This window comes from Alistipes sp. CHKCI003 (genome assembly GCF_900021155.1).
Classification (GTDB): domain Bacteria; phylum Bacteroidota; class Bacteroidia; order Bacteroidales; family Rikenellaceae; genus Alistipes; species Alistipes excrementavium.
Map to the genome: position 1 here is coordinate 35,762 of NZ_FCNT01000042.1, position 24,270 is coordinate 60,031.

Genomic DNA, 24,270 nt, shown 5'->3' on the forward strand with positions numbered 1-24,270 from the left:
CAAAACGTAAAATCATGGCAATCGTATTTGAAAAAACAAAAGTAAAAGGCGGTTTCCCCGTATTCTGGCGCGGTGAATTTGCCGTATTGCCGGGGGACTTCAAACTGAAGGGAACCTATCCCGAGGGGACTAAGATTCCCAAAGGTACGCCGATCAAGCTCGACTTCGACAACATGGAATGCTCCGTATGTAAGAGCGCACGTGTTCTGTCGGGCGGCACAACCGCTGCTCCGCATGTCCAAAAGGGCTCCATGCTCCAAGTCGGAGATACGGTCAAGGTTGGCGAGGCAAACTCGACCGTGAAAAGCATCGACACGAAGAATGCGGATTACGACGTGATCACCTTCGCAGCGGCGGTAACGGGAGCGACCGAAGGTGTGGATGTCCTTTCGGACGACAATCTGCCCGATGCAGTTGTCGAAACCGATATGGTCTACTCCTCCAATAACGGATTTCAGACCGTATCGGCCGGATATGCGGGTATCATCCTCAAAGATGTGGCATATCCTGTCCCCGCCGCGTGGCTTCAGGGCTACAGTCTGAAGAACAACCCCGAAATCAAGTATGTACGACAGTAAAAGAGGAGGTGAACAATGAACGACGTGTTTTATTCATCCATTTTCGGCGAACTGACCAAACAGGTACAGATTCGCATCGATGCCGCCTCGGAACTGCGTAAGCGGCTGTTCGACCAGAATATTTACGAGCGATTCCTCGACTGGGACACCCCTACTGTCGGGTTGAATTTCGAAGAGTTGATCGGCTCGTACAATTTGAGCGTCGCCGCTGCAACGCTCGACTCCAAAGGTAAGGAGCCTATCATGGGAACTGAGGGGCTGGAAACGATCAAGCAGAAGGTATTGACCCATCAGATGTCTTACTCGATGCCCATCGAAGAGTATCGGAAGGTGTTGCAGATTCTCGATTCTCGGATGCTGTCCGATTCGGCCAAGACGCAGCAGCTCATCAACCTGATGTGGAACAACGTTACGAAGGTCGTGAACTCCGTACAGTCGAAACTGGACATCATCTTCCTCGGAGCATTGTCGAACAAGGGTGTATTCACGTTCGACACGACTAACAACCCCGAGGGCGGCGTTCGAGGTACGATCGACTACAAAATGCCGTCCGAGAACATTGCCACCGCAAAAACGTTATGGACGGATGGGAATGTCGAAACGGTCGATACATTGGAAGACATTCAAGCTATCCTCGACGCAGCGCAGGACAAAGTTACGTTCGACCGTATTCTGCTCTCGCAGAAACGCCTGTCGTACATCCTCCGCAACAAGAAGATGAAGCTGGCGGTATTCGGCAACGACAAGTCGTCCACTCCGCTGTTGCTGGCGAACCTGAACGAGTTCATGCGTTATAACGGATTCCCGACCTTCGAGGTTATCCGTCGCATGACCCGCATCCAGAACAATGGCAAGCTCGTGGAATATTCGCCGTGGAACGACAAAAACCTCGTTTTCGTGCCGTCGGGCAAGCTGGGCGTCATCAAAAATGCCTACGCCGACAACGAACTGCGGCAGGAGCCGGGCGTAACCTACTCCAACTACGGGCGCATCCGCATCTCGCAGTGGGGCAAGGGCGAAACCGACAACTCCAACGGCGTGGAGTTCACAAAGGCGCAATCGCTGTCGCTTCCGGTTATCACCGAGATCAACGGAATCTATTCGCTGACCGTAGAATCGTAATTCTATGACGAATTTGGAGGCAATATCGGCAAGCCTGTATCCCTATGATGTAGATCAATTTCTCAAAGAAAAGGCTTGCATCGACGAGGGGATAGATGCTCAAGCAGACTATACGGCAACCGACAAAATCAGCGTGGCAAAGGCCGCAATCGCCATCATGCAAAATCTTATTGTTCTCATGAACGAGAGCAACGGGGGCTATTCATTGTCGTACAATACCGACGGGCTTAAAGAGCACATATTCTACCTCGCAAAGGAGAACGGCCTAACCGATATTGCCGAAGAGTTCGATACCCGATCAAGAATCACAGATATTTCCGACCAATGGTAAGATTCCCCTATACGCTCGAAATGTGGTACGAGGAGGACGCCACGCAGAATCCCGACGGTTCGTGGACCGAAGGCGCGCATGAATGGCGTGTCGTCGGCCGATGCAATGCCCGTCAGAACGGACAGGCGCAGCAGATCAAAGGACAAAACGGGGATGCCTTCCTCTACTTTTTCAAGGTTACTATGCCGGCATATACGCAACCCATTCCTATCGGGACCAAGGTGCGCATATTCGACAGCCGAGGATGCAACATCTTCGATCGTTCGCCGCACACCGAAGCAAAACCCAAAGATAGGGATACGGCATCGTATCCGGTTCAGGGATTCTACAAAAGCGGACAGCGTTACGAAGACACAAGACTATGGCTCTGAAATGCACCAACTGGCACGAGGTGGAACTCGAATTCATACGAGCTAAGGAGGAGTATGACCGGAAAGCGGTCGAGTGGCTTTCAGTGCTCGGGGAGCGGGTGGTAAAGTATGCTCGCGAACACGGCAGCTATACCGACCGCACGGGCAATCTCCGCAACTCTATCGGGTATGTCGTGGTGCAATATGGTCGTATCGTAACCGAGGATTTCAGCATCGGGAGTGGACACGGAGAGGCAAAAACGCAAGCCCGTGCCTATGCTCTCGAAGTGGCCCGCAATCTTCCCGCAAACAAAACCTATCTCGTATGGGTGGCCGGTATGGAGTACGCGAAGTATGTCGAGGCGAAAGGTTTCGATGTGCTTGAAGGCTCGGGCAACTGGATCGAATCTACTGCAGAGAAACTCAAAGCGGAATTCGTGCGATTCTTAAAATCGAAGGAGAAATGAATCTGACTTCTACGGAAATATTCAGACTTGTCTGGGATCGCATTCGGGATTCGTCTTTGGGTAAGGCGGTGTCGACAATGTATGCGGACCACTACCCGAATAATCCTTCGGGGGAATTCATCGTCATAGGTTCGTTGTCGAATATCATCGGAGATTCGCAGGTGGCGACGGTAAATGTAAACATTTATGTGCCGGACACAACGCCGACGATCGGTCGAGAAGAACAACGCTATCCCGATCGCAACCGTCTGGATGAACTTACCCGCATCGCTTTCGATTCGCTGGGGCACTACCCCATCGACGAGCGTTGGTTTTTCGACGCGAGCGATGAAACTCTCATCAGTGAGGAGAGCGTCTCCTACACTTTTTCAAACATTAAAGTAAAACTTAAAAAATACTGACATTATGCAACTTGTAGGTCTCAATTCCTGTCATGCAGGCGATCCGTTGCCCAAAGGCGTAAAAGACACTGGCGCCGAAGCATTGCTCAAAGCTCTGAAAAAGATTACCCAACCCTACAACGGTGGCGTAACTCTCAACTTTTCCAACCCGACGAGCAACAAATTCTATCGAGAAGGAGAGGCCGATCCGTTTTTCTCCATGCGCGACCCGACGTCGGGCACCAAGGAGATCACTTGGACCGTTGCCGACTTCGATGATGCCACGCTGGAATTCTATTTCGGCACTACCGAGCCGGCGAAGGGCGAACTGTATGAAGGGACAAAAGCCTTTGTATTCGACTCTAAGAGTGGAGGGTCTTTGGCTTTTGCCCGTCTGAAGTACACAGCGTCACTTACAGGAGCAATGAACACCAGCGACCCGCTCCAGATCGCCGTCTCTGCCGATGTATTGGCCCCCGATCAGGGCGGCGTCGCTTGGTGGCCGATTGCTACCCCTGAATATACTGAAGCTTCGGCCCTCAAAAGCAAAGGGCTCTGAATCCTCTTCATCCCGCCGGAAAGCTGACGACTTACATCGCGGAGCAAGACTGCGGGCGGGAACAAATATTTCAATAAAATGGACGAACAAACTCTCGTTGATAAACGTGCGCTCGATGCATTGACAGAAAACTACGAATCCTTCACGCTTGAAGATAAGGATGGCCATGAGGCTGAACTCCATCTTTATCCACTTCAACTGGGGCGACTGGCTATGATAAGCCGCCGTCTTATCAACCTTGACATGGCGCTTTCTGGAAATGCCGAAAACGATGTGATGAAAATGTGGCGAATTTGTGCCGACAAGCCGCACGAAGTCGCCGAAATCATAGCTATTGCAACCTTACGCACAAAATCGGATGTTGAAAATGAGCTCAAAGCCCGGACAGAACTTATCGAATGGTCCCCGACGATGACTACGCCAGCTCTTTCGAATATTCTATCTTCTATCGTTTTCAAATCGTATTACGGGGATTTTACGATCGCTATTCGCGCATATATAATAATTTTTCATATACCAACATAATATACTATTTATCAACAATATATATGCACTTATTAGCTCTAAACACATTCTATTGCACATATAATTTGCATACAAAGTTCGAATATATGACTTTTTTAGGGTAATATTCCGCTTGTATTTGGGCATGAAAAAAGGCGGTGTTTCCCGCCTCCTTTCATTCATATTCCCCTCCCCACCGACGACGCTCATACCGTTTGCAATATGCGGCACTTTTCAGCGTCATTCGGCGGAGATGTTCACATAATTCCGCCGCTGTCATATTGAACGTCTGTACGCCCTCGGATGCAATATCATCACGCCGGCCGCCTCTCCGTTTGATTGGTCGTTCGTCCATATCCCCGAATTTTTCGTATCTTTGATTGGTCGAGAATCAAAGAATCGGGGAGGGGTGGCCGTTGGGGCACCCTTTCTATTTTCAACCGTTTTTTGCCGTTTTATCGGGTTGCGTCCCGGCCCATTTAAGCGCGCATTCTCGTAACTGTTCATCTGTGATCTTAGGAAATAAATCCGGCTTGTCTGTTATTGCTTTATGTTGCGGGCGTCCGTCGTAATCGGGCAATTTTTCCGCCCATTCCATTGCTGCGCGTTTCGCTTCTTCGTCAGTGCCGGCATCGTATTTTTCCACGTGTTCCATAATCGTATTATTCGATATATTCAAGTGCCTCAAGATTGACGTTGGACACCTTTCCGTCCTCGGTCAGATATAACAAATTTCGATACCCGCCGCCCTCGGCGCCGATTCCTGTATGAATGTATTTATGTTCGGACGCAAATGCGTTGAGGTTGTCGATAGCCTGTTTCACGGCCTCACAAAGAGCCATCGCCCGCCCGCGTTTTTCTGTTGCGGCGATAGTGTATTCATTCTCTTTTTCTTTGATCCACGTATCCGATAATACGACGGCGTGTTCATTGATTGCAAACGCATCGAGTTCAAGCGGATTCGTTGTCCCATATCTAACCGCTCGCTGAACGACTTTTGCAGAATCTTCGATAACTCCCTGTAAATGCGCATACGCTTCCTTAATCGCCTTGTCGCGCATATACGGGATTCGTATCTTTTTGCTATCCTCTCGTGCGAGCCTGTCGGCGGCACTTTTGGTTTCCGCACATTGATTATCGGCAAGGTCTTTAATCACATTGTCGGCAATCTCCAATCCGGAGCTCCTGAGTTGTTCGACCGCAGCCGATAGCGTGGGCAACACCTGTTCGTGTATGGATATTAAATCCTTTAATCCTTGTTTTTTGATTGATTCCATGTTTTCGTGTATTAATATTCGCTTTCAAGTTTCATTAAGTATTCCCGGGCTTCTTCCGGCGTTAGTGTACGCGGCGGTAGAATATCCGCCCCGTTCGCGCCTGTTATTTCCTGTCGCTCCACATATCCGCGCTTCTTGCCCCGTGTCTTTAGCGTAAAGATGATCGCTGTTTCGGATGGCTTTTCGATCCAACCCGCGAACTGCTTTTCGCCGTGATCATCTATTTCAAATTTCGGGACGCCTTGAATCAGCGTCCGCAAACGGTTTTCTGCCATATCGAGTATTTTCTCCCGTGCTTCATCGAATACTGCGCTAAACTCGGGGTCATTTTTAAGCCACCCGTATAGTGTAGATCGCCGGATGTTCAATGCGGCGGCGATGTCGCCTGCGATACCCGCCTTTGCTTCGCATACCTCGCGGAAAATATCGATTGTCGGCTTTTTGCCTCGGTTCTTTTTTATAGTGTCCATTTTGTAAGGTTTGTGCTTTTTATGTGTGTTCAACTTGTATAGTTTGCCTTTTTTCATGTGTCGAAGCTGCAAGCCTCCAAAGTTTACGGGCCAATACTTTAGCCTGTTTCGGGCTGAAATGCAACATAGCACAATCACCCTGTATGAAATCCGTGTCGTATTCGGAACAGTCCGGAACGTACAAAATAATTTCATCGTCGCCCTTGTGCTCGCCGCAACAATCAGTGATCGTGGTTCGCGCCCGGTCGAGTTTTAATCCAATGCCGTTAAGGTTTTCAACCTCTTTAGGTTTGCCCGCCGGTTGCTCTTTTCCATTTTTTTTCAGGTCGTGTGTCATAGATTTTGATTATTAAAACAGTTGTTTTTCTGTTGAATATCGGTTGTTTTCACAAAGCGTTTATGATGCACGGTATCTGCCCGCATCGAATGCGTTCGATATGTAGAATGCGATTTTATCTGCGGTTCGCTTATCATCACCCCGAATACAGAGGGCCGTGCCAAAACCGAATTGTGAACTCGTCGGGTAATATGCGTATAGATTCCCGTCCCTGTCTCTGGCTTTGGGTGCTTTGAACACCTCGTAATAGGTCAGCCCTTCGGAGGTGGTCCGCCTGTAACAGTACATACCGTTGGCCTCGTTGTGGGCGATTTTCACAAACTTGTCGCCGTACTTCGTAAACTCGTCCCGCAATGGCGGGCAAAATTTGCTTTGTCTGCTATCCGTTTTCATATTTTTTCGATTATCTTTCCTGTTGTGGGCACTTGTTCCACCCGGGTGTTTTCATGCGCTGAAATCAAAAAGGTTTGTTAAAACGGCTCATCGTCGGCCACGGCCGCCCCGCCTTCGTAGTCGGTTATGCGGGTCAAGCTCTCATTATGCCGGAAGCAAATATCACCTGTCGCGCCCTCGCGGTTCTTAGCGATATGTAGCACCCCGACCCCCGCGGAGGAAATAGACCCGTATTTTCCCGCCTCGATGGTTTCGGCACCATACACCGCCGGGCGATCTATGAAAATTACCATATCGGCATCCTGTTCGATCGCTCCCGATTCCCGGAGGTGGGACAATTTCGGCGTTTTGTCGTCCCGTTGTTCCTCGACCTTGCGGGAGAGTTGCGACAGCAGGATAACCGGCACATCGAGTTCCTTTGCGAGCAGCTTTGCCGCCCGGCTGGCGGCGGCGATCTCACGCTCGCGGTTGGTGTTCGGGTTGCGCATTGCGGTATCGACGAGCTGGAGGTAGTCGATAACGACCATCCCGCACCGTCCCCGGCGGTGCATCGCCTTGCATTGCGAGCGGATCGAGTTCATCGAAATGTTCGCCCGGTCGTTGAGGTAAACCGGCATCGCCGAAAGGTTCGCGCCGGCCTGTTCGAGACGCGACCACCCCGGCCCGTCAACATTGCCCGTGCGGAATGCCGTCGGGGCTATGCCGGAATCGCCGACCAACATACGCCCGGCCAACTGCTCTGCGGGCATTTCCAACGAAAATATACACACCGGAATCCCGGCAGCAGCAGCGGCCCGGGCGAAGTGAAGCATTACGGCCGATTTACCCATACCCGGACGCCCGGCCAGCACGATAAGCTGGCCACCCCTCCATCCGCCCGTAAGGGCATCGAGGCGCTGCAAGCCCGTAGGAATCCCGATGCATTCTCCGGCCTGCACAGCCCGTTGTCGCCGTTCGAGGTTGTCGATAGTTTTCCGCACGACCTCTGAAAGCGGCGCAATTTCGTCGGCGTGTGCTGCTGTGGCCGCAATAGTCGTTATCTCCGTTGTCGCCCAATCGAGGATACCGTCGGGATCGGAAGAGGCTCGGACGGCAAGCTCATAACCGAAAACAGCCAACCGGCGGCGAATAGCCGTATCGTTAAGTTGCCGGGCGTGGTCCAAAACGTTCACCCCGGAACCCACGGCCGACGTAAGAGAGGCAAGATAGGCGGCCGGGTTGTCGATCTCGGGGAATTGTTTGCAGCGCTGCGCAAGCGTGTAGAGGTCGATTTTCTCGTCTTTGTCATACATCGCCCGCATCACCTCGTAGATTCTGCCGTTTTTCGGGGCGTAGAACGCCGAAATTTCGACGATCTCCGCCACGTCGGACAAGTACTCCGGTTCGAGAATCAAAGCGCCCAAAACGGCTCTTTCGAGTTCGGGCGATTCCGGGAGCGTCAAATCGCCGGAGCGGTTACAGGAAATTGTATTTTCGCGTTTCATGGTTTGGAGTGTTTGCGGGTTTGTTAAATTCGGATTTACGGCGTATCCAATTCCGCGCGGCGGCTTGCCAGTTCTTCATCGGGGATTTACCGGACACTTGCCAGCCGTTCGCCTCGAAATGGTCGTAGAAACTTTCCGCATCCGTATCCGTTCCGTGAATCTTCGAAAAATAATCTTTGACTATTTCGAGCGCGGGGACGACAAACGCCGCGCGTTTGGTAGTCCCTCGGCGCGGCTTGTCCGCGCTTTCTTTACTCTCGTTAGAGAGTTTCTTTATATTCTCATCATCATTATCATTATCATTATCATTATCGGCATCCACCGCATTCGATCGTATGCGACCGCATCCGCTTGTATGCGACCGCATCCGCTCGGTTCGCCAACGTTTGTTTGCATTTTCGGAATTTTTATTGCATACATCCGCATATTTGGCCCTGTCGCGGTCTATTTGAGTGCGCATAAGGCCAAACATCGAATATAACACCTCCCTATCGGTCGGTTCTTCTCCGTAGAGCACATAGCGTTTTACTGCATCGTCGATTTTAAGTCGCAAATCCGCTGGAAACGTTAATAACTGCTCCGCCCAATCTGTGTAATACAAAAAATTCGGCTTTTCTTTCTGTTGCATATCTTCCACTGTACGTCGGTTGATAGCCGGCGTCCCTGCACACTCGCTGCGAGTTGCAGGAACTTTTTCCACCTCCGTCATATCCTCAATCTTGATTTTTGGCACTTTTCGCAAGGTCTGACGCACTTTCGGCTTGTATCCTTACAGAAGAGGTCGTTTGCCGTTCCAGCCACGTCAAAAGCTCCTTTTTCGAGAAAACAAGACGCGGCCCTATTTTCCGGTATGGGATTTCGCCCTGAGACTTTTTGGTGTATATGGTTTGAACCGAGATTTTACAGCCGTTATCGTTCAAGAACGCGGCCGCCTCCTCAATAGTAAGATTGTCATTTTCGATGTTTTCCGGTACCGTGTTTTTCTTGGTGTAGGCTTCAAAGGCTTTCGACACGGCTGCCTCGATAGTTGTCTGCAACTGATCGGGCGTAGTTACGATTATTTCTGTCATAACGTCCATTTTTATCGCAAAAACTATTTTTGCAAATACACTGCAAACGTCGCAACGTTCGGCAGATTATGCAAGTGTTGTGTCGTTTTTTATATGTTATTTTTCAACAATTTATCGACATTTTGAGTGAGGTTGTATTTACACCCGTAAGCGGGTTTATTCTTCGCTCTCTATCAAACTTAACATCATCCAACTAACCCCTATAACCCAAGTTGATATAACTACACATTGGTAAGCTATTATAGAGATTGGCGCATCCGAGTTCATAATATAAAAACTGACGAATGCAAGACCGATAAAGCCAAAAAACATAAGAATCGCTAATGCCGTCAATCCTGCCATTTTTAGACAGTTCTTTATCGACTTTTTGATTACCCGCCTAACAGCCTCTTCGGCCGCTTCATCTACTCGGGCATCGGTATAATCTTTCAGCCCTTGAATCAAAAAGCGGGTGCGGTTTAGTATGTCGTTCTCTCGGTTCATGATTGAGGCGGGATTGTGAGTTGATTATCTTTTTTAGTCGGTCTCGACCGCAATACCTCCAATATCACCCGGTCGCCGTCGAGAATCAGTATTCCGTGCCGGCGGGGATCGCCGCCTTTGGTTCGGTGTTCTGCCTCGCATTCGGTGCGGATGCGGACACAACGGAAGCCCGCCGCCTCGAAAGCCGCTCCGATCAGCGATAAATCGCTGCGTTTCGATACATATACTTGCTTGTTCATAGATCAACCTTTGGATTGCGGGTTCGTAACACTTACCAACTGAAACATTGCCTCGGTAGTATCGGAGAAGATGTTGTTGATATTGGCCAGCAAGCATCGGGGAGAGGTCAACTGAAGTGTCTTTCGGCACTCCATGATATTACCATATGGATCCCAAACGCCTCGTATCTTTACACCTCTTACGACCATTGTACCGCTCACGCCCAACACGGTAGTCTTGGTTACATCGCGCAGCACTTTGTCGATCTTGACGGGCAAACCGCACATCGTGCGATATGAGTTGTCGTCAAACATCGTGTCGAAATCGAACTCTTGTGTATTCACTTCGGGGAAAATCATCATCTTATCCATATTATTTTCTGAATTTATAGGTTTGTTTCTTGAATATTGAATTGTAAATGCCGATAAAAGCGTCCTTTAAGTTTGCATAAAAAATAGCTGCATTAACAAAAGCGCAGAATCCCATAAAGAAAGCAGCAAAGCAAAGTGTCAAGACTTTACCAAAAGGAAGTTCATCCATCAATGAAGGATGAGCGAACCTCAAGCTTACCACGTCATTTAGCGAGAGAGCTGCGAGCGCGCAACATCCGACTGCGAATATCAGGCTTACAACACAACTCCAACCGGACAACTCGAAGCAATCGCCGTCCCAGTTCCGAAACCGTGTTTTCATAATGATTCGGTTTTGAAAGTGGATAATACTTCATTTATCATGTCCCGCAAGCGGATGAGGTCCCGCTCGTCCATATCGACGAAATCATCGCCTCCCAGCGATATGGACCACTTTTCGGTGTCGCCGTGCAGACGGTAGTCGTTCGTTTTCATCAGTTTTATATCTGTCATCGTCTTAGTCGTTATTTGGTTGTCGTATTCTGTTCGATTACGCGCCCCATAAGGGCGTGAAGGGCTTTCAACTCCTCGAAAGTAAGGGGATCGCCTTGAAGCACATCAGCTTCGCCCCACCCGAGGTAATAAATGATTTCGGGCGCTTGCCCCGCCGCACTGTGAATCTCGTCGCGGTAAATCTGGATATTAGCAAGGTTGTCGACGGGTTTATTCTGCATCATGATCGTTAGCTGTTTGAGGGGTTGCAATTCTGTCTAAATCGCACAGCAGAGAATAACTCAGGTAATGATCCTCCAACGTGGAAATTACCACGTCAAGAGGGCCTAACACTTCATTGCGACAGTCAATGACACCACGCGGGTCGGATTCCACTGTTTCGACAAAAGCCGCGCGCAACGATTTCGCATTGTCGAGTACAGACAGCCATTTACGGGTGTTGTCGCTAATCGGGAGAATTTGAATATCGCCCATTGAGGGGCGAGGGGTTCCGTCAGATGCGACGGAGACGACGGGTACGGGCGTACCCTGTTTCTGAGAGTGTAACATTAGATTTAGGATAAATAAAAAAGCCGTCGTAAGGTGTCCTACGCTCTAATGCAAGCGCCGGGGCGTTTCCGCTACCCGCACCATAGACGGCAAATTGTGGATAGAAATAATTCATAGCATTAGATTTAGGATATTGCAAATATAGCCCTTATTTTTGAAACCGCAAGGGCTGGGGCGGTTTTTAATACACCGTTACGAAATTCTCCACCTTGAACGAGCGCCAGCCGCCCGCCTCGACGTCGTAATACCTGACCGTCTGGCCGTCATCGGGGCGCCCCGTCCCTTTGATGGTAGATTCAACATCGTGCAGCGTGCCCGCCGCCTTGCGCAGTGTGCCGTCCGCTTTCTCGTATGCGAACCGGACCACCCCGGCCCGCATCCGCTTCGTCAATCGGTAAAGTGCCCACGCCTTCGAAAGGCACACGGCGAAGGCTTTCCCCGTCGAGCGGAACAACGTCCACGCCCGCCGCATAATCGTTTGTAAATCGTTTCTTTTCATCGTTCTGTTATTGTTTGATTAACGAATATTGCCGCCTCCTTTGAGTGCATCACCGAGCCAGCAAAAAGCCATGATAAGCGATAAAATCAGTGTCATATTGGGATTCGTATTAGTTCAACATCTTATTAAGTAACCGGACCGCCTCTTTGTCCTCGTCTCCGTTCTCATCATATACTGCCTTTACCGTGGTTCTCTCGTATTCTATCCACGAATAGGGAGCTGTCCAATAATCGCCCTTGTCCTCGGCTATTTCGGCCTCGTAGGCAATCACAGCCAAATAGTCGCCGCATACGACCTCGAAGGTCTCGGCCTCGCCGTTCAGTTTCGTAATGTGGTCGGCGGCCTGCTTGGCGATCTGCTGTAATTTGGTGTGCGTTGCGGTGGTCATGGTTGTCGGCTTTATGATAAATGAAAACCCCGTTTTTCGTAAGCGGCCTGCGTATGGTCCTGCAACTTGTCGAAAGAATACGCCCGCACCATAAACATTCTATTGCCCGCAAATCGCACCTTAACTGTATAGCGGCATACTTCATCGCTCGAAAACTTGATTTTGCGGGTTTCGGGATAACGGGCCATAAAGTAGGCCGTAAACTGTTCTTTCTGCTCCGCGGTCAATTTCTTGAAGCTGCGTTTGGTGGTGTTTTGTGTATTCATAATTGTAATATATTTGTATTGCTTTTATCTCTTTTGCTATTGCAAATGTAATATGAATATTTTACATATGCAAACATTTTATCAAAAAAGTGTAAAAAAAATATATTGCAAAAATTAGGGACACCACCCACTATGTAGCACGATTATTTGCATACCTTTATTTTTTGCTTATCTTTGCCGTGTAATATAATCGTATAACATTATGAAAATAGACATCAAAAAGATGTGCAAATCGCACGGGGTTAGTTTGGTATCGTTAGCTGAACGGTTAGGCGTATCGCGTCAGACTATACACTACTACTGCGAACAGGGCGACCGAAACCCCGTATCGCAACTGCAACGCATTGCGGATGCAATAGGATGCAGTGTATCGGATTTTTTCGAGGAAGAGGCGCAGCCGACCCCCCAACCGACAAACACGATCACGTGCCCGAAGTGCGGGACGGTGCTGGAGGTAAAGGAAAAGGACAAATAGTTGCGGTCATGGGAAAGAAAACAGACCAAATAGATGCCCGTAGCCTTGAAAAGGCCCGTACCCTGTTCGAGACGGGAGACATCGACCGTATCGAGGTCGGCACGGTGGCAGGGCTTTGCGAGATTCACCGTTACTTGTTCGGCGGGCTGTACGACTTCGCCGGCAAGGTCCGGACGCTGAACATCGCAAAAGGAGGGTTTCGCTTTGCCAATGCCTTATACCTCGACGCTATTCTGCCCGTCATCGAGAGGATGCCGGCGGGAACTTTTGAGGAAATAATCGCAAAATACGTCGAAATGAACGTCGCCCATCCGTTCATGGAGGGCAACGGCCGGGCCACCCGCATTTGGCTCGATATGATGCTGAAAAAGCGAATCGGTAAGGTCGTGGACTGGCGCAAGGTAGACAAAGACCTGTATTTGCAGGCTATGGAGCGCAGCCCGATCAACGATTTGGAGCTGCGCACGCTGCTCGGCGGAGCCTTGACCGATCGCACGGAGGATCGAGAGGTGATTTTCAAGGGTATCGAGCAATCGTATTATTACGAGGGATACGAGGCATAATATAACAACCCTAACGATATGGAACTACAACCCATCCAAAGCAAGATTTACGAGATACGGGGCCAGCGGGTGATGCTGGACCGTGAACTGGCGGAGCTCTACCAAGTAACCACCAGCGCACTAAACCAAGCGGTAAAACGCAATGCGAAACGGTTCCCGCCCGACTTTATGTTTCAACTTACACATCAGGAGTTTGCAAACTTGAAATCACAAATTGTGATATCAAGTTGGGGCGGTATCCGTAAAATGCCTTATGCGTTTACCGAGCAAGGAGTAGCAATGCTTTCCGGCTTGCTCAATAGCGACGTGGCTATAAATGCCAATATCGCTATTATGCGTGCTTTCGTGGCGATGCGCAACTACATCATGACCACGACGACCGTAACGGCGGAATTATCCGAAATCCGGGCCCGGCTGGCATTATTGGAGCAGACGGGCAAGGACAACGCCGAAGCGGTCAGCGACCTGTCGGAGGATATGCGCCAAGAGCTCGACAATATCTATCAAGCTATTGCGGCATTGTCGATCAAGATGCCGCAAGCCCGAAAGACCGCCCAACCGATAGGGTTCAAGCGAGCGGACACGGAGAAATGATACACACAAGGACGGCACGACGGACGGGGGACCGCTTCGGCGAAGTGAGAGTAACCGAAGTAAAGGGCAAGGCAATGTTCGCGGCAAGCGACGTTGCGCGTGCTTTGGGATATGCACGCCCCGCCGATGCTGTTACCGCCCATTGTAAGGGGGTCGCCATTTTACCGACCCCCTCCACAAACCAGTTTGGCGCGGTAGTCATGCAAGACATGAAGTATATTGCTAACTGATAACACAACGAATTGAGGATGACCTCATTTGAAATGACCCCAGAGGACACCCTAAAACGGGGTATCCCTGACAATCAGGGATTTATGCAACAAACCTCTTTAATCACGGGAGCGGTATAATTATTTGTTATATCGGCCGACTTACAATAGTGATGACGAGGATACGGCGAAATACAGTAAAAAAACGGAATGACCGGCGGAAATAAGATGTGCTCCACTGATCATTCCTAAACAAAAATGAACGTTACCGCAAAGGAATTGTACCGCGGCACATTACGCAAATTGTCGGGTCAAAAATTCGTCAGTAGTACGGCATTTTTCTCCCGTTCCTCCCGCTCAAAGCTGGCCAAATAGTTTTCGGTCGTTTTAAGATTCGAATGTCCGAGACTTTCGGATATGTAGGCAATATTTGCCCCCGAACGTTTTAATACCGTGGCGAACGAGTGTCGCGCCGAGTATGTAGAGAAAGCTCCAAATCCCAACTCTCGGCCCAATTTACGGGTGTATATGTTCATCAACATTGTAAACGCATTGCATCGTTTTCTCAACTCGAATGCGTTTTTTTCCTTTCCCGTGAGAATCGGGAAAATATAATTATCTGCCTTTGGGGGATTGCCCCAGCGGTCGATAACGGCCTGCATCGGAGGGGTGATAATGACCCGTATTTCTTTGTGCACTCTATTTGTCCGTTCCGTCTTCTTTCGGGTAAAACATATTTCCCCGTCGACTATATCACAATATTTCAACCTCGATAAATCGGCCATATTTATCCCATTGCATAGATACATGAAAAGCCAATAATCCCGATATTTTTCTATCGTCTTACTGCCCTTGTAGCGAGCTATTGCGCCTATCTGTTCAAGCGTAAAGGCAAGTTTTCGCCCTTCGCCTCTGCTGATCTCGTATTTACCGTGTCCGAACGGATCTGCGCTCGGCTTGATTATCCCATTCCGGCTCGCATCGAGTATAACAGTCCGAAGCTGTCGCAAATGAATTGAAATCGTCGTAGGCTTTAATCCTCGGGCTTTCTCATGTGCTTCGTAGCGTTTAAGCCATGATGGTGTAATTTCCGAAAATGTTATGTTCTTACCCCCGAAACGCTCGAAAGAAATAAGAGCATCCTTGCACACGTACCACGAACCAGCACGCTCCTCATCCCTAAACATCTGCAAACGCGCCTCAAAAGCTGTGTTTATCGTTCCCGTCGTCGCTCCGGCTAATCGCATATTTAAGGCATCAAACGAGAAATCCCCCATAGCAGTAAGATCCCGCACGAAATCCCGCACGATATTGAAGCGGGTCTCTATTTCCTCCCGAATTTGAACCAGCGATCGCAATTTCGTAGTGGGCAACTTGCGCCACTCCTCAACGGATAGTGTCTTGCTGGTGGTATAATACTTTTGTTTGCGGGCGAATCCAACCTGTACCTTTACGGGATATTTCCCGTCTGCTTTGGGGCGTCTGGTGTCTAATACAGTGAACACCGAAACACAATCTTTGGAATACTTGAACATAGGTCAAAATTTGCATACATTGTACATACAATTTGCATGCAAAGTTAAAGAAACAATCCGAAAACCAAAAAACAACGGTTCGCATTTTTAGGCATTATCCACTGATAATCTGTATTTTTATATGAAATATAAAAATGGGGATAATTCATCAAAAATACTATTATGTATAATATTCGCTCGGTAAAAACGCTTCAGGTCGTAATTACCCCACCGACGGAAGCGGAGCGGATAGCCACTACGGAGGGCGCAGCATCTGGGGACAAATAGATGCGCTTGCAGTCCGTTATCATTGGACGATGGAATACATTCTTTGGGAAATATCATGGGCCAATGCACAACTCATGATTGCCGATGCCCTTAAGATTGATTACAAAAGCAAATCCGAATCCAGCCAACAAAACGATAAACAAACAAGAATTCCTGATATAATCGATTTAGACGATCCCGATTCGATGAATACGCTCCTTCTGATGGCAGGAGGCAAACGATAACGAACGAAATGACTTAATATGCTTGACGAGATATTAAAATCCGCATCCGCACTTGGTGCTTGCGAACGGCTGCATAAGGTGAAAAATTTTCATTCTCTGGCCTCGCTGTTTTTTTCGCCGCAAGGACTTGAATTCTGTCAGAAAAACAATTTCCCGTCGCTGAGAATATTTCAGGCACACAAAAATGAAATAAGCGGCAATGACATGTATACAGATTGCGGTTTCATCAAACTCGACAAGCGAAAATACATTTGTTTAGTCGGAAACACTTCTGCCGAAATAGAGGCCTCGGGTGTCGAGTTCGTTCATACCGTCGTGCTCATGCACGGAGCCAAAGCCACGATCAATGCTTCGAATTATGCCGTACTGAAGATAGTCAACATCAGCGGTTCAGAGGTGAAAATAAACAGAGATAATACCGTCGTCGTCTTATGAGTATCAATCTAACTGTCGTCATTGATAACGAAGAGGCGGTTCGCAAGTTCAAGGAACTCCAAAAGACGGCCAAAACGGTAACCTCAAGTGTTATTACCGATTCCGACCGGATGGATGCTGCCATGAGACGCATCGCGACAACACTCGGACAAATAGGTGTCGGGGCTTCGCTTGTCGGATTGGTAAAGCAAATCGTACAGACCCGCGGTGAATTCCAGCAACTCGAAGTGGCTTTTACAACGCTACTGCAAAGCAAGGAAAAGGCCGACGCGCTGATGGCGCAGATGGTCGAATTGGCCGCTAAGACCCCATTCGACCTTCAAGGCGTGGCGAGTGGGGCACGTCAGCTTCTCGCATACGGATTTGCAGCAGAAGACGTTACCGACGTGCTTACCCGGCTGGGTAATGTGGCTGCCGGGTTGGGCTTGAATCTGCAAGACCTGACGTGGCTGTACGGTACCACTGCCGTACAGGGGCGGCTGTACACGCGGGACGTAATGCAGTTCCAGAGCCGAGGTATCGACCTTGCCGGGGAGCTTGCCACGATGCTGGGCAAGACCCGCGCCGAAATCTCGCAGATGGTTACAGAAGGTAAAATCGGCTTTCCCGAAGTGCAGAAGGCCATCGAAAACATGACCAACGAGGGCGGCAAGTTCTATAATCTGATGCAGGAGCAGTCCAAGACCATTACGGGCCTCATCTCCAACCTCGGCGACGCCATAGATGTTATGTTCAACGACATAGGCAAATCGCAAGAGGGTGTCATCACGGATGTACTCAAAGGCACGATTTCGCTCGTCGAGAATTACCAGAAAGTATTGGATATTCTGATCCCGCTGGTATCTGCTTATGGGGCATACAAGGCAGCGCTTATCGGCATAGCCGCCGCACAGAGGGTACGAACTACGATAGCCGCCACACAGGCGATCTGGGAGCAGTCCAAGGCATTGACGGCTGCCGCTCGTGCCGGACGGGTTTTCAATACCGTAATTAAAGCAAATCCTCTGGGGCTGTTTCTGAGTATCGTTAGCGGAGTTGTAGCCGCTTTGTCGGTCTTTGTCAACAGGACGGACGAACTGAATCGTGCGATCGGCGAAAACGAGCAAGCCATAATCAACGAAGGCAAGCAGGTCAATGCGCTCGTTGCCAAATTGACCGATGCCAATACGGCGGAACGTGCGAGGAAGGAGGCTTTGGAACAACTCAGAAGTCTCCAGCCGGAGATCGTGCGAGGTGTCGACAACGAGGCCGAGGCGACCAAAATATTGACCGAACGCCTTGCCGCTTACAACGAAGAGCAAGTAAAACGTCTCGTCCTTGCTCGAAAAAACGACGAACTGTCCGCCGCTGCCCAGCGCTACGACGATGCGCGAGCCGAGGCTCAGGAGAGAGAATTGACGGCACAAAAACAAATTGAAGAATTTCAAGCAAGGATCAATAGCGGTCGATTTTATCTAAAGGATACACGAAACAAACGAATTAAGCCATCGGAAGATGCTATAAAAGAATATGCACAGCAAGTTAGTGAGGTTATTGCTTCTGATGTACCAATAACAGAGAAAGCAGCCTCATTGATAAATTTATATGATCCTCGTTTGGGGCGGCTGGATTTAGATCGAGAACGATATGACTTGAGCCAAACTATAAGAGATATAGAAGAGCAAAATCAAGAAGTTGCGAAAGCTAAACTTGATTATGATTCTACCACCCGAGAAGTTGCGGATACAGCGCGTCGTTTGGGATTAGCCATATCGGAGGGAACAGGGAAGGTGACCGAAGAAACGTTCGCATCACTTGACAAAGAAATAAAAGCCACCCGCGAACGTCTCGCAGCCCTGAAAAAAGAACTCAAGGAGCTGCAAGAGGGGATACGACCCGAAAATGCGGGTAAGGATTTTACGTTCGCCGGCGCCATCGAATCGAAAAACAAGGAAATAAAAACAACCGAAGGAACTCTTGCCACCCTCACGGGGTATGACCCCAAGCAGGTCAAAAAAACCACCGAGGCCAAAAAAAAACTATCGGATCAAGTTCTGGCCAACGATATGGCCCTCGAACAGTCGCGCATCGACATCATGCGTGAAGGCAAGGCCAAAGAGTTGGCCGAGATAGACCTTCGCACCCGGCAAAAACTTGCCAAAATCGACGAGGAACAGCAGAAATTAAAAGAAGCCCAAGGCACACCCCTCACAGAAGAACAGGAGAATAATTTCGAGCAGCAGCGTAACAACATTCGAATCGAAAGCATCCATGACAAAGCAAATATAAAGCTTAAATATGCTAAAGAACTGGATTCTTTCTATAAGCAAATTACCGATGCGGCACTCACGGAAGAAGAACGACGCATTCGCGGGATCAAAGACAAATACGAAGGATTTCGCGAATGGCTCCAAAATGCATTCAAAGCCGGCAATATAGACTTGGGACAATTGTTCGACCTCGAAAATCTAATCGATCGCTCCGAACTCGCGGAAAGCCTTCAAGCAGTTGTAGACGAATACGGCGGAGCTTCGGACAAGATTGCAAAAATAAGCCAGAAAGCAGAAAACGCTCGTAAAGCGGCCCGCGAAGGCGGACGCATGGACCTTATCCCGCAAATAGACAAGCAAGAGATTCAGGAAATCGGCAAGATCAAAGCCGATGAACTGATGAAAACCGATGATTGGATCAACCTCTTTCAGAATCTCGATGCTTTGTCGAGCAAGGAAATACGTCGGATCATCGACAACATCAACGCTCAACTCAAAAATGCCGATCTTGATCCGATCAACCTCAAAACCGTAACGGATCAGCTTCAGGAAGCATCTGATAAAGCTGCGATGAAGAATCCATTTGCAGCTGTTGTAACCGGATTCCGGGATTATAAAACAGCCATGCAGGAGGCTATTCGTCTGCGTGAGAAATACAACCAGACACAACAGGAATCAGATAGGCAGGCCGCTGATCAAGCCGAGTTGGAAGCTATCATAAAAAAGCAGAAGGCATGGCAAAACGTAGCCAAAGCGCTTGATGCCGCCAACGCAGTAACAGAGGGTGTATCCTCTATTGCCACGGCTATGGGTGCCGACGAAGATACGGTCGCCGTCATTAACGATATAGCCGGCGCAGTCGGAGGTGCGGCACAAGCTGTCGCGGGATTTGCCTCAGGAGATATCGCCGGAGGCATTCGCGGCGTATTTTCATTTTTGACAAGTGCATTCAGTTTATTCAGTGGCGATCGCAGGCACGAACGAAACATTAAAAGGCTTCAAGATCAGATCGACGCTCTTCAAAAATCATATGAAGATCTCGGAGACGCCATTGAAAACGCATACTCATATGACGCTTCAAGCATGATTCTGCAACAAAACGAAATGATTGATCAACAACTGAAATTGATCGAGCAACAGATTGCAGAGGAAAAATCGAAAAAGAATCCGGATGAAGATGCACTCGAAGCCTACTACGAACAGATGGACGAGCTCAGAAAACAGCAGGAAAAGAACAAGGAATTGGCAAAAGACGCGATCTTCGGCGAAGACATCAAATCCGCAATCAATAATTTTGCAAATGCTTATGCCGATGCATGGGCCGCAGGAGAAGACCGAGCAAAGTCGATGAAAGACGTCGTAAAAAATATGATAAAAAATGTTGTCATAGACATGTTATCTAAGGACTTAGCGAAAGATGTAGAAAAATTACGAGCTAAATTGGCAACCTTCCTTTACGACGGCTTCCTCGATCCCACAGAGGAACATATCGTTAACGACATAATCGACGATATGGTAGATAAAGGTGAAAAATACGATCCGATTTTGAAAAAATATTGGGGAACCGAAGACACGCAAAATGCCGCCTCCAAGGGATTTCAAGCGCAGTCTCAAGACACGGGCAATGAACTGAACGGGCGTTTTAGCGATATGCAAGGCAAGATGAACATTCTCGTCAACGGCATGGATATGCTTCGTTCGATCAATATGGATACACGCAATGCGACTTTCGATATGCGCGATATTATGATACAGTTGAATGGAAATGTGGCCGATATTCGGACCTATACTCGGATTCTGCCTGAAATGGCCGAAACGCTCACCTCGATGAATCGAAAACTCGATAATTTGTAACAAATGATGGAAACGCAAGAAATAACGATCAACAAAAAGCTCCTGTCGGATTTTGGAGCCACTCTTTTGACCGGAGCCTATGCCGCTCTACTCACCCCGCCGGCATTGAAGGATTTCGTCGAAAACGACGACCCACTGAAAAATGGTACGGAGATAATCGTACCAGAGACACCCATGGTCAAGGAAAGAGACGTAACTCTGACGTTTTTAATCAAAGGTTCGAATTCATCGTCTTTCTTTACCAACTATAATGCCTTCATCGCCGAATTACATAAAGGGACAGTGGTAATATCCGTACCCGATCTGGGACGCAGTTTCCATTTACTGTACAGCAACAGCACACAGTTCGAAAACTATCAATTGAATGCTTGTAAATTAGCGGTAAAATTCCGAGAACCTAATCCCGCGAATCGTACAACCGGATAATAATAGATAAGTTGCTATGCAATAATTCCGTTAGAATAAGATTACCCCTGTCCGGCACTTTACTCCGGCAGGGGTTAAATCGTAACGATGCGTTAATCGCTTTGTATTTTTCAGATAAGTTGCAGTTCTTCACCAATCTTGCGAATTTCGCTTTTTATCATCTCCATACGCTCCTTTGACGGATGTTTAGTCCCACTGATATATTGTGCTAAAAGACTTTGAGCCAGCCCCAAACGGCGTGCGATTGCCGAAGCATTCAATTCCGGATGTTCGACAAATATTCTGTACAAAGAGTTCCGTTCTTTTTTCTCAAAAAAGCCGTCGAAACTTAAATCTTCGTCGATTTCAGGCCAATATATTCCGAAAGCATTCGTTTCGAAATGTTCTCGCTGGGCCGGAGTTGCATATTTCAACCGCGGATAATCTTCGAACTTCTCACAAGCCTGCTGCCCTTCCGTCGTTTTGATCCACACAGCGTCATCCGTAAGCCATATTTTTTCTATATTTTTCATATTGGATTCTATTTATTTTTGTTGAAAAACTTATTCCAATGCGCGGCTATGATCTCTTGGTTCTCCTCAATGACCGCTTCTACCATTTTTTAATTCGGCGGGCTTCAAACCGTGATTCTCGACCATCTGGACGGGAAACAGTGTGAATTTTGCGCATATCTCTCCCTTTACGACATGCACGTGTATCGGTTCGTGGTCATTGGCATAAAAAAGGAACCGAAATCCGAAAAGTATAAATATTGTAGGCATTGGTATTCGTTTTAACATCACAAATATAGGTAATAAAAACATTACCTGCAAATATTTTACCATAATTATTTTCCCTCCGCCGAAAAAAAACAGTAATAATCCTTGCATAATGTGCCGAGAGTTCGGACCTTTGTCTTTGAAGGCTGTGAAGTAGCAGTCTGCTGATTCCGACGAAATGACGATATACGATCCTTCCGGAGATATTATCATGGAGGCTCCTGTTTGCAAGGAAGCCGTTGTAAAGTACGTACTTATGGGGGATTATTACATTGATCTTCCCATAAAACTCGCACACATTCAACGTTTTCCACAAGGGGCGTACCTCATATACAAAGGTCGCAAATTCGACGTCATAGACCCTATAAGTCCCGAATTCGACAACAATACAGGCGGATATAAATATTCATTGCGATTCGAAGCGCAGCAAAACCACATGAAACGATTTCCGTGCTTCTGGCTGGAAGGCCCGAATCCGGAAGCTGTTTTCCACAATACAACAGACCTCGAATCGTTCGGCAACCTCATTGTTGCCAACATGAATAAGGCGCTGGGTGTCGAAAATTGGAAAATGGGAGCGCTTCATGGCGTCGAACTTCCCGAAAAGACCAAACTCGTTTCATTCAACGGGGATTCTTGCTGGGACGCACTGACAAATATTGCCGAGACATTCGAAGTAGAATGGTGGACTACGGAAAACGATGCTACCGTTACCTTGCATTTCGGCAAGTTGGAATCGGGAACACCCGAGACGTTTCGACGTGGTGAAGTAGTGCAGAATATCCCCGCACGAAAAGGCAATGATGACGAATACGGTACACGGTTTTATGTATTCGGTTCGAATCGGAACCTCACGAAAGAATACGGTCAGGCAGGACAAGGAGGCATTACAAATCATGTCTCCGAAATCCGATTGCGTCTTCCCGACGGACAGCAGTATATTGATGCGCACCCCGACCTCGCAGCAAATGAGGTGGTTGCAAAAGTTGTTTTCTTTGAGGATATATATCCTAAAAATACGGAAACGATAACCTCCATTTCCACCATCGACCGGACGATTATCGAAGGGCGGACCGACAAGGCATACATCATGTATTGCGAGGATACCCCTTTTCTGCCTTCGGATGTCATCGAGGGAGAAACGCTTGCAGCTCATTTCGAAACAGGCGACCTCGCAGGCAGGGATTTCGAACTCGCTTTACTTGATGAAAATAACCAGAAAATCGATCCGACAACATGGAAACCCGAAGACGGTTTCGCAAAGAAGTTCGAAATCATAGCCGAAGTAGAAACCTCTGGTGAGAGCCAGCTCATTATTCCTAATGATAATTTACGTCCGCGGGGTGCAGACGAAGAACAAGGCCCCGATAAATTCATACTTACAGGCGTCAAGCTGCCTGAAGATCGTATCCGTGAAGCTGAAGAAGAACTATTAAAAGTCGGCACGTCGTATGCAAAAAAACACAGTAGCGATACGAACGTGTACGATTGCACAACAAATCCGGTATATTGTACACTGAATGATAAAAATTACGAAGCAGGACAAGCCGTTTTGTTGATGGACCCGCGATTCGGTGAAAATGGTCGGCTTTCGAGAGTCCAAGGATATGAAAAAAAGCTGTATAACGAATATATAGCCACCTATACGATTGGAGACAATACCCCCTATTCTCGTCTCGGTAATATCGAATCCGATATTCATGCAACACTATATTCAAAAAGAATCGGGATTACGGCAGAAGGTATCTCCATCTATCTTATCACCAGATACGATAATACAACAGCTTCCGACGTCAACGCATATTCTGCCAAACGCGCTCTTTGGGAGTTTGCCAATAAGCAGACTTCCGATACATTCAATGGGACCATGACCTTTGAAAAAAGGTCTGTCCATACTAACGGCGTCCAATTCGGCGGCGACTTCGCTTCGGGTCTGACGGGTTTCGGAGGTCTGATCGACGGCGTCGGCAACGCCGAGCTTCAGAACATCACGGTGCGCGAATCTCTGACCGTTCCCTCTCTGAACTACAACCGGGTGGATATTTCCGTCGGGGACGACTGGTCCGCCCCGGGCGGAGGCATCGTCGCGGAA

Annotated in this window: 38 protein-coding genes; 16 read left to right on the plus strand and 22 right to left on the minus strand. The window is 48.4% G+C overall.

The window, feature by feature from the left end; all coding sequences use genetic code 11:
* The first annotated feature begins 14 nt into the window (after positions 1-14).
* The 8 genes from BN3659_RS05340 (at position 15) to BN3659_RS05375 (ending at position 4,312) form a co-directional block, all read left to right on the plus strand.
* Entirely contained in the window at positions 15-578 is a 564-nt protein-coding gene (locus tag BN3659_RS05340; protein ID WP_091535169.1) for a hypothetical protein, read from the plus strand.
* Positions 579-593: 15 nt separating this feature from the next.
* Positions 594-1,700, plus strand: coding sequence for a major capsid protein (locus BN3659_RS05345; protein ID WP_091535171.1), 1,107 nt, complete (start codon positions 594-596; stop codon positions 1,698-1,700).
* 4 nt (positions 1,701-1,704) lie between these two features.
* On the plus strand, positions 1,705-2,031 hold the full coding sequence (locus BN3659_RS05350; protein WP_091535172.1) for a DUF6706 family protein: 327 nt from the start codon (positions 1,705-1,707) through the stop codon (positions 2,029-2,031).
* The gene (locus BN3659_RS05355) at positions 2,025-2,402 is read left to right on the plus strand and encodes a hypothetical protein (protein ID WP_091535174.1); all 378 of its coding nucleotides are present in this window, start codon (positions 2,025-2,027) and stop codon (positions 2,400-2,402) included. Before BN3659_RS05350 ends, BN3659_RS05355 begins: the two co-directional genes overlap by 7 nt.
* Positions 2,393-2,848: an HK97 gp10 family phage protein gene (locus BN3659_RS05360; RefSeq protein ID WP_091535175.1), complete on the plus strand. Its 456-nt coding sequence runs from the start codon at positions 2,393-2,395 to the stop codon at positions 2,846-2,848. The genes BN3659_RS05355 and BN3659_RS05360 overlap by 10 nt, the downstream gene beginning before the upstream one ends.
* Positions 2,845-3,249: a hypothetical protein gene (locus BN3659_RS05365; RefSeq protein WP_091535177.1), complete on the plus strand. Its 405-nt coding sequence runs from the start codon at positions 2,845-2,847 to the stop codon at positions 3,247-3,249. Before BN3659_RS05360 ends, BN3659_RS05365 begins: the two co-directional genes overlap by 4 nt.
* Before the next feature lie 4 nt (positions 3,250-3,253).
* Positions 3,254-3,787, plus strand: a complete 534-nt coding sequence (locus BN3659_RS05370) for a hypothetical protein (RefSeq protein ID WP_091535178.1) — start codon at positions 3,254-3,256, stop codon at positions 3,785-3,787.
* A 78-nt stretch (positions 3,788-3,865) separates the two neighbouring features.
* The gene (locus BN3659_RS05375; protein WP_091535180.1) at positions 3,866-4,312 is read left to right on the plus strand and encodes a hypothetical protein; all 447 of its coding nucleotides are present in this window, start codon (positions 3,866-3,868) and stop codon (positions 4,310-4,312) included.
* 415 nt (positions 4,313-4,727) lie between these two features.
* Here the strand turns inward: BN3659_RS05375 and BN3659_RS05380 are convergent, their stop codons facing one another.
* The 19 genes from BN3659_RS05380 to BN3659_RS05455 form a co-directional block, all read right to left on the minus strand.
* A complete protein-coding gene (locus BN3659_RS05380) occupies positions 4,728-4,946 on the minus strand; it encodes a hypothetical protein (protein ID WP_091535181.1) in 219 nt (72 codons plus the stop codon).
* Between the two features lie 7 nt (positions 4,947-4,953).
* A complete protein-coding gene (locus tag BN3659_RS05385) occupies positions 4,954-5,568 on the minus strand; it encodes a hypothetical protein (protein WP_091535183.1) in 615 nt (204 codons plus the stop codon).
* Positions 5,569-5,579: 11 nt separating this feature from the next.
* Entirely contained in the window at positions 5,580-6,038 is a 459-nt protein-coding gene (locus BN3659_RS05390; RefSeq protein ID WP_141682505.1) for a hypothetical protein, read from the minus strand.
* Positions 6,039-6,057: 19 nt separating this feature from the next.
* Complete coding sequence (locus tag BN3659_RS05395; RefSeq protein ID WP_091535186.1) at positions 6,058-6,375, minus strand: hypothetical protein; 318 nt, start codon at positions 6,373-6,375, stop codon at positions 6,058-6,060.
* A 60-nt stretch (positions 6,376-6,435) separates the two neighbouring features.
* Positions 6,436-6,768: a hypothetical protein gene (locus BN3659_RS05400; RefSeq protein WP_216092794.1), complete on the minus strand. Its 333-nt coding sequence runs from the start codon at positions 6,766-6,768 to the stop codon at positions 6,436-6,438.
* A gap of 77 nt (positions 6,769-6,845) precedes the next feature.
* Entirely contained in the window at positions 6,846-8,252 is a 1,407-nt protein-coding gene (locus tag BN3659_RS05405; RefSeq protein WP_091535188.1) for a replicative DNA helicase, read from the minus strand.
* Positions 8,224-8,961 (minus strand): DUF6291 domain-containing protein, encoded by a 738-nt coding sequence (locus tag BN3659_RS05410; RefSeq protein ID WP_091535190.1) that lies wholly within the window; start codon positions 8,959-8,961, stop codon positions 8,224-8,226. The genes BN3659_RS05405 and BN3659_RS05410 overlap by 29 nt, the downstream gene beginning before the upstream one ends.
* 4 nt (positions 8,962-8,965) lie before the next feature.
* Positions 8,966-9,322 (minus strand): helix-turn-helix domain-containing protein, encoded by a 357-nt coding sequence (locus BN3659_RS05415; RefSeq protein ID WP_171847715.1) that lies wholly within the window; start codon positions 9,320-9,322, stop codon positions 8,966-8,968.
* Positions 9,323-9,478: 156 nt separating this feature from the next.
* Positions 9,479-9,805, minus strand: a complete 327-nt coding sequence (locus tag BN3659_RS05420) for a hypothetical protein (RefSeq protein WP_091535194.1) — start codon at positions 9,803-9,805, stop codon at positions 9,479-9,481.
* On the minus strand, positions 9,802-10,044 hold the full coding sequence (locus tag BN3659_RS05425) for a hypothetical protein (RefSeq protein ID WP_253181062.1): 243 nt from the start codon (positions 10,042-10,044) through the stop codon (positions 9,802-9,804). Before BN3659_RS05425 ends, BN3659_RS05420 begins: the two co-directional genes overlap by 4 nt.
* Positions 10,045-10,047: 3 nt before the next feature.
* Positions 10,048-10,395 carry a hypothetical protein gene (locus BN3659_RS05430; protein WP_091535195.1) on the minus strand — a complete coding sequence of 116 codons (348 nt, stop codon included), beginning with the start codon at positions 10,393-10,395 and terminating at the stop codon, positions 10,048-10,050.
* A gap of 1 nt (position 10,396) precedes the next feature.
* Positions 10,397-10,717 (minus strand): hypothetical protein, encoded by a 321-nt coding sequence (locus BN3659_RS05435; RefSeq protein WP_091535197.1) that lies wholly within the window; start codon positions 10,715-10,717, stop codon positions 10,397-10,399.
* Positions 10,714-10,887 carry a hypothetical protein gene (locus BN3659_RS13135; protein ID WP_171847716.1) on the minus strand — a complete coding sequence of 58 codons (174 nt, stop codon included), beginning with the start codon at positions 10,885-10,887 and terminating at the stop codon, positions 10,714-10,716. The genes BN3659_RS05435 and BN3659_RS13135 overlap by 4 nt, the downstream gene beginning before the upstream one ends.
* Before the next feature lie 11 nt (positions 10,888-10,898).
* Entirely contained in the window at positions 10,899-11,111 is a 213-nt protein-coding gene (locus BN3659_RS05440; RefSeq protein WP_091535199.1) for a thioredoxin domain-containing protein, read from the minus strand.
* Complete coding sequence (locus BN3659_RS12835; protein WP_141682506.1) at positions 11,098-11,361, minus strand: hypothetical protein; 264 nt, start codon at positions 11,359-11,361, stop codon at positions 11,098-11,100. Before BN3659_RS12835 ends, BN3659_RS05440 begins: the two co-directional genes overlap by 14 nt.
* Positions 11,362-11,380: 19 nt before the next feature.
* Complete coding sequence (locus BN3659_RS13140; RefSeq protein WP_171847717.1) at positions 11,381-11,551, minus strand: hypothetical protein; 171 nt, start codon at positions 11,549-11,551, stop codon at positions 11,381-11,383.
* 66 nt (positions 11,552-11,617) lie between these two features.
* Positions 11,618-11,935: an SH3 beta-barrel fold-containing protein gene (locus BN3659_RS05445; protein WP_091535200.1), complete on the minus strand. Its 318-nt coding sequence runs from the start codon at positions 11,933-11,935 to the stop codon at positions 11,618-11,620.
* 109 nt (positions 11,936-12,044) lie between these two features.
* Positions 12,045-12,323: a hypothetical protein gene (locus tag BN3659_RS05450; RefSeq protein ID WP_091535201.1), complete on the minus strand. Its 279-nt coding sequence runs from the start codon at positions 12,321-12,323 to the stop codon at positions 12,045-12,047.
* A gap of 11 nt (positions 12,324-12,334) precedes the next feature.
* A complete protein-coding gene (locus BN3659_RS05455) occupies positions 12,335-12,589 on the minus strand; it encodes a hypothetical protein (RefSeq protein WP_091535202.1) in 255 nt (84 codons plus the stop codon).
* A 202-nt stretch (positions 12,590-12,791) separates the two neighbouring features.
* Between BN3659_RS05455 and BN3659_RS05460 the strand changes: the two genes are divergently transcribed.
* From BN3659_RS05460 to BN3659_RS05470, 3 genes are read left to right on the plus strand one after another with little or no spacing between them, the layout of a single operon-like run.
* Positions 12,792-13,064: a helix-turn-helix domain-containing protein gene (locus BN3659_RS05460; protein ID WP_253181063.1), complete on the plus strand. Its 273-nt coding sequence runs from the start codon at positions 12,792-12,794 to the stop codon at positions 13,062-13,064.
* Between the two features lie 8 nt (positions 13,065-13,072).
* Positions 13,073-13,627 carry a protein adenylyltransferase Fic gene (gene fic / locus BN3659_RS05465; protein ID WP_091535204.1) on the plus strand — a complete coding sequence of 185 codons (555 nt, stop codon included), beginning with the start codon at positions 13,073-13,075 and terminating at the stop codon, positions 13,625-13,627.
* An 18-nt stretch (positions 13,628-13,645) separates the two neighbouring features.
* Positions 13,646-14,221, plus strand: a complete 576-nt coding sequence (locus tag BN3659_RS05470; protein ID WP_091535205.1) for an ORF6N domain-containing protein — start codon at positions 13,646-13,648, stop codon at positions 14,219-14,221.
* A 520-nt stretch (positions 14,222-14,741) separates the two neighbouring features.
* Here the strand turns inward: BN3659_RS05470 and BN3659_RS05480 are convergent.
* Positions 14,742-15,965: a site-specific integrase gene (locus BN3659_RS05480; RefSeq protein WP_091535207.1), complete on the minus strand. Its 1,224-nt coding sequence runs from the start codon at positions 15,963-15,965 to the stop codon at positions 14,742-14,744.
* A gap of 296 nt (positions 15,966-16,261) precedes the next feature.
* Between BN3659_RS05480 and BN3659_RS05485 the strand changes: the two genes are divergently transcribed.
* The 4 genes from BN3659_RS05485 (at position 16,262) to BN3659_RS05500 (ending at position 21,420) form a co-directional block, all read left to right on the plus strand.
* On the plus strand, positions 16,262-16,456 hold the full coding sequence (locus BN3659_RS05485) for a hypothetical protein (protein ID WP_091535209.1): 195 nt from the start codon (positions 16,262-16,264) through the stop codon (positions 16,454-16,456).
* Positions 16,457-16,660: 204 nt separating this feature from the next.
* Positions 16,661-16,891 (plus strand): hypothetical protein, encoded by a 231-nt coding sequence (locus BN3659_RS13465; protein WP_253181064.1) that lies wholly within the window; start codon positions 16,661-16,663, stop codon positions 16,889-16,891.
* Positions 16,888-20,994 carry a tape measure protein gene (locus BN3659_RS05495; RefSeq protein ID WP_091535213.1) on the plus strand — a complete coding sequence of 1,369 codons (4,107 nt, stop codon included), beginning with the start codon at positions 16,888-16,890 and terminating at the stop codon, positions 20,992-20,994. The genes BN3659_RS13465 and BN3659_RS05495 overlap by 4 nt, the downstream gene beginning before the upstream one ends.
* A 3-nt stretch (positions 20,995-20,997) precedes the next feature.
* Complete coding sequence (locus BN3659_RS05500) at positions 20,998-21,420, plus strand: hypothetical protein (protein WP_091535215.1); 423 nt, start codon at positions 20,998-21,000, stop codon at positions 21,418-21,420.
* A gap of 110 nt (positions 21,421-21,530) precedes the next feature.
* Here the strand turns inward: BN3659_RS05500 and BN3659_RS05505 are convergent, their stop codons facing one another.
* Together BN3659_RS05505 and BN3659_RS13615 are read right to left on the minus strand one after the other, a co-directional pair.
* Positions 21,531-21,932, minus strand: a complete 402-nt coding sequence (locus tag BN3659_RS05505) for a DUF2442 domain-containing protein (RefSeq protein WP_091535217.1) — start codon at positions 21,930-21,932, stop codon at positions 21,531-21,533.
* Positions 21,933-21,998: 66 nt separating this feature from the next.
* Positions 21,999-22,391, minus strand: coding sequence for a DUF4160 domain-containing protein (locus tag BN3659_RS13615; protein WP_317041648.1), 393 nt, complete (start codon positions 22,389-22,391; stop codon positions 21,999-22,001).
* Positions 22,392-22,434: 43 nt separating this feature from the next.
* Between BN3659_RS13615 and BN3659_RS05515 the strand changes: the two genes are divergently transcribed.
* On the plus strand, positions 22,435-24,270 hold a 1,836-nt coding region (locus BN3659_RS05515), incomplete at its 3' end, for a hypothetical protein (RefSeq protein ID WP_141682507.1).

Bases quoted from the DNA above. Each gene is read 5' to 3' on its own strand.
- BN3659_RS05430 (WP_091535195.1), bottom strand. From the start codon at position 10,395: ATGGATAAGATGATGATTTTCCCCGAAGTGAATACACAAGAGTTCGAT.
- BN3659_RS05355 (WP_091535174.1), top strand. From the start codon at position 2,025: ATGGTAAGATTCCCCTATACGCTCGAAATGTGGTACGAGGAGGACGCC.
- BN3659_RS05425 (WP_253181062.1), bottom strand. From the start codon at position 10,044: ATGAACAAGCAAGTATATGTATCGAAACGCAGCGATTTATCGCTGATC.
- BN3659_RS05455 (WP_091535202.1), bottom strand. From the start codon at position 12,589: ATGAATACACAAAACACCACCAAACGCAGCTTCAAGAAATTGACCGCG.
- fic (WP_091535204.1), top strand. From the start codon at position 13,073: ATGGGAAAGAAAACAGACCAAATAGATGCCCGTAGCCTTGAAAAGGCC.
- BN3659_RS05440 (WP_091535199.1), bottom strand. From the start codon at position 11,111: ATGATGCAGAATAAACCCGTCGACAACCTTGCTAATATCCAGATTTAC.
- BN3659_RS05500 (WP_091535215.1), top strand. From the start codon at position 20,998: ATGATGGAAACGCAAGAAATAACGATCAACAAAAAGCTCCTGTCGGAT.
- BN3659_RS13140 (WP_171847717.1), bottom strand. From the start codon at position 11,551: ATGAATTATTTCTATCCACAATTTGCCGTCTATGGTGCGGGTAGCGGA.
- BN3659_RS05390 (WP_141682505.1), bottom strand. From the start codon at position 6,038: ATGGACACTATAAAAAAGAACCGAGGCAAAAAGCCGACAATCGATATT.
- BN3659_RS13465 (WP_253181064.1), top strand. From the start codon at position 16,661: ATGTATACAGATTGCGGTTTCATCAAACTCGACAAGCGAAAATACATT.
- BN3659_RS05460 (WP_253181063.1), top strand. From the start codon at position 12,792: ATGAAAATAGACATCAAAAAGATGTGCAAATCGCACGGGGTTAGTTTG.
- BN3659_RS05340 (WP_091535169.1), top strand. From the start codon at position 15: ATGGCAATCGTATTTGAAAAAACAAAAGTAAAAGGCGGTTTCCCCGTA.
- BN3659_RS05350 (WP_091535172.1), top strand. From the start codon at position 1,705: ATGACGAATTTGGAGGCAATATCGGCAAGCCTGTATCCCTATGATGTA.
- BN3659_RS05400 (WP_216092794.1), bottom strand. From the start codon at position 6,768: ATGAAAACGGATAGCAGACAAAGCAAATTTTGCCCGCCATTGCGGGAC.
- BN3659_RS05435 (WP_091535197.1), bottom strand. From the start codon at position 10,717: ATGAAAACACGGTTTCGGAACTGGGACGGCGATTGCTTCGAGTTGTCC.
- BN3659_RS05385 (WP_091535183.1), bottom strand. From the start codon at position 5,568: ATGGAATCAATCAAAAAACAAGGATTAAAGGATTTAATATCCATACAC.
- BN3659_RS05405 (WP_091535188.1), bottom strand. From the start codon at position 8,252: ATGAAACGCGAAAATACAATTTCCTGTAACCGCTCCGGCGATTTGACG.
- BN3659_RS05485 (WP_091535209.1), top strand. From the start codon at position 16,262: ATGGAATACATTCTTTGGGAAATATCATGGGCCAATGCACAACTCATG.
- BN3659_RS05395 (WP_091535186.1), bottom strand. From the start codon at position 6,375: ATGACACACGACCTGAAAAAAAATGGAAAAGAGCAACCGGCGGGCAAA.
- BN3659_RS05345 (WP_091535171.1), top strand. From the start codon at position 594: ATGAACGACGTGTTTTATTCATCCATTTTCGGCGAACTGACCAAACAG.
- BN3659_RS05505 (WP_091535217.1), bottom strand. From the start codon at position 21,932: ATGAAAAATATAGAAAAAATATGGCTTACGGATGACGCTGTGTGGATC.
- BN3659_RS05360 (WP_091535175.1), top strand. From the start codon at position 2,393: ATGGCTCTGAAATGCACCAACTGGCACGAGGTGGAACTCGAATTCATA.
- BN3659_RS05410 (WP_091535190.1), bottom strand. From the start codon at position 8,961: ATGACGGAGGTGGAAAAAGTTCCTGCAACTCGCAGCGAGTGTGCAGGG.
- BN3659_RS05365 (WP_091535177.1), top strand. From the start codon at position 2,845: ATGAATCTGACTTCTACGGAAATATTCAGACTTGTCTGGGATCGCATT.
- BN3659_RS05470 (WP_091535205.1), top strand. From the start codon at position 13,646: ATGGAACTACAACCCATCCAAAGCAAGATTTACGAGATACGGGGCCAG.
- BN3659_RS05420 (WP_091535194.1), bottom strand. From the start codon at position 9,805: ATGAACCGAGAGAACGACATACTAAACCGCACCCGCTTTTTGATTCAA.
- BN3659_RS05495 (WP_091535213.1), top strand. From the start codon at position 16,888: ATGAGTATCAATCTAACTGTCGTCATTGATAACGAAGAGGCGGTTCGC.
- BN3659_RS13615 (WP_317041648.1), bottom strand. From the start codon at position 22,391: ATGATAATATCTCCGGAAGGATCGTATATCGTCATTTCGTCGGAATCA.
- BN3659_RS05370 (WP_091535178.1), top strand. From the start codon at position 3,254: ATGCAACTTGTAGGTCTCAATTCCTGTCATGCAGGCGATCCGTTGCCC.
- BN3659_RS05480 (WP_091535207.1), bottom strand. From the start codon at position 15,965: ATGTTCAAGTATTCCAAAGATTGTGTTTCGGTGTTCACTGTATTAGAC.
- BN3659_RS05445 (WP_091535200.1), bottom strand. From the start codon at position 11,935: ATGAAAAGAAACGATTTACAAACGATTATGCGGCGGGCGTGGACGTTG.
- BN3659_RS05380 (WP_091535181.1), bottom strand. From the start codon at position 4,946: ATGGAACACGTGGAAAAATACGATGCCGGCACTGACGAAGAAGCGAAA.
- BN3659_RS13135 (WP_171847716.1), bottom strand. From the start codon at position 10,887: ATGACAGATATAAAACTGATGAAAACGAACGACTACCGTCTGCACGGC.
- BN3659_RS05450 (WP_091535201.1), bottom strand. From the start codon at position 12,323: ATGACCACCGCAACGCACACCAAATTACAGCAGATCGCCAAGCAGGCC.
- BN3659_RS05415 (WP_171847715.1), bottom strand. From the start codon at position 9,322: ATGACAGAAATAATCGTAACTACGCCCGATCAGTTGCAGACAACTATC.
- BN3659_RS05375 (WP_091535180.1), top strand. From the start codon at position 3,866: ATGGACGAACAAACTCTCGTTGATAAACGTGCGCTCGATGCATTGACA.
- BN3659_RS12835 (WP_141682506.1), bottom strand. From the start codon at position 11,361: ATGGGCGATATTCAAATTCTCCCGATTAGCGACAACACCCGTAAATGG.